Annotated in this window: 1 protein-coding gene; it reads left to right on the top strand. The window is 60.8% G+C overall.

The genetic code is table 11. From position 1 onward, the window contains the following. Window positions 1-126 precede the first annotated feature (126 nt). Window positions 127-395: chemotaxis protein CheW (locus AC1DJO_RS29895; RefSeq protein ID WP_477974135.1), on the top strand; the 269-nt coding region annotated here is incomplete at its 3' end.

Raw genomic sequence — 395 nt, 5'->3', positions numbered from 1 at the left:
GCATGACGACGTTGCGACCTTCTCGGGCGCAACCATTCTCGGCGACGGCAGCGTCGCCCTCATTCTCGACGTCGGCCATCTGGTGGCCGCCGGTCAGCAACAGGAATCTCCGATGAGGGTGGCAGGATGAGTGCGGTAGCCGAGAGAGTGGATCAGTTCTGGTCCTATGCCGACGAAGTCGAAGTTCTGACATTCGACATGAACGGCGAAACCTTCGCGCTCGAAGCCGTGATGGTCCAGGAAATTCTCGACCTTCTGCCTGAGACCGCCGTTCCCGGCGCTCAGTCCTTCGTGGCCAGCGTCATCAATTTTCGCGGCAAGGTCATCCCGCTTGCCGATCTGCGCCTCGCCTTCGGCATGGAAGCGACCGAAGCGACGATCGACAGCCGCATCAT

The organism is Rhizobium sp. 05N430 (genome assembly GCF_056396985.1).
This window is presented reverse-complemented; position numbering and strand designations above follow the sequence as displayed.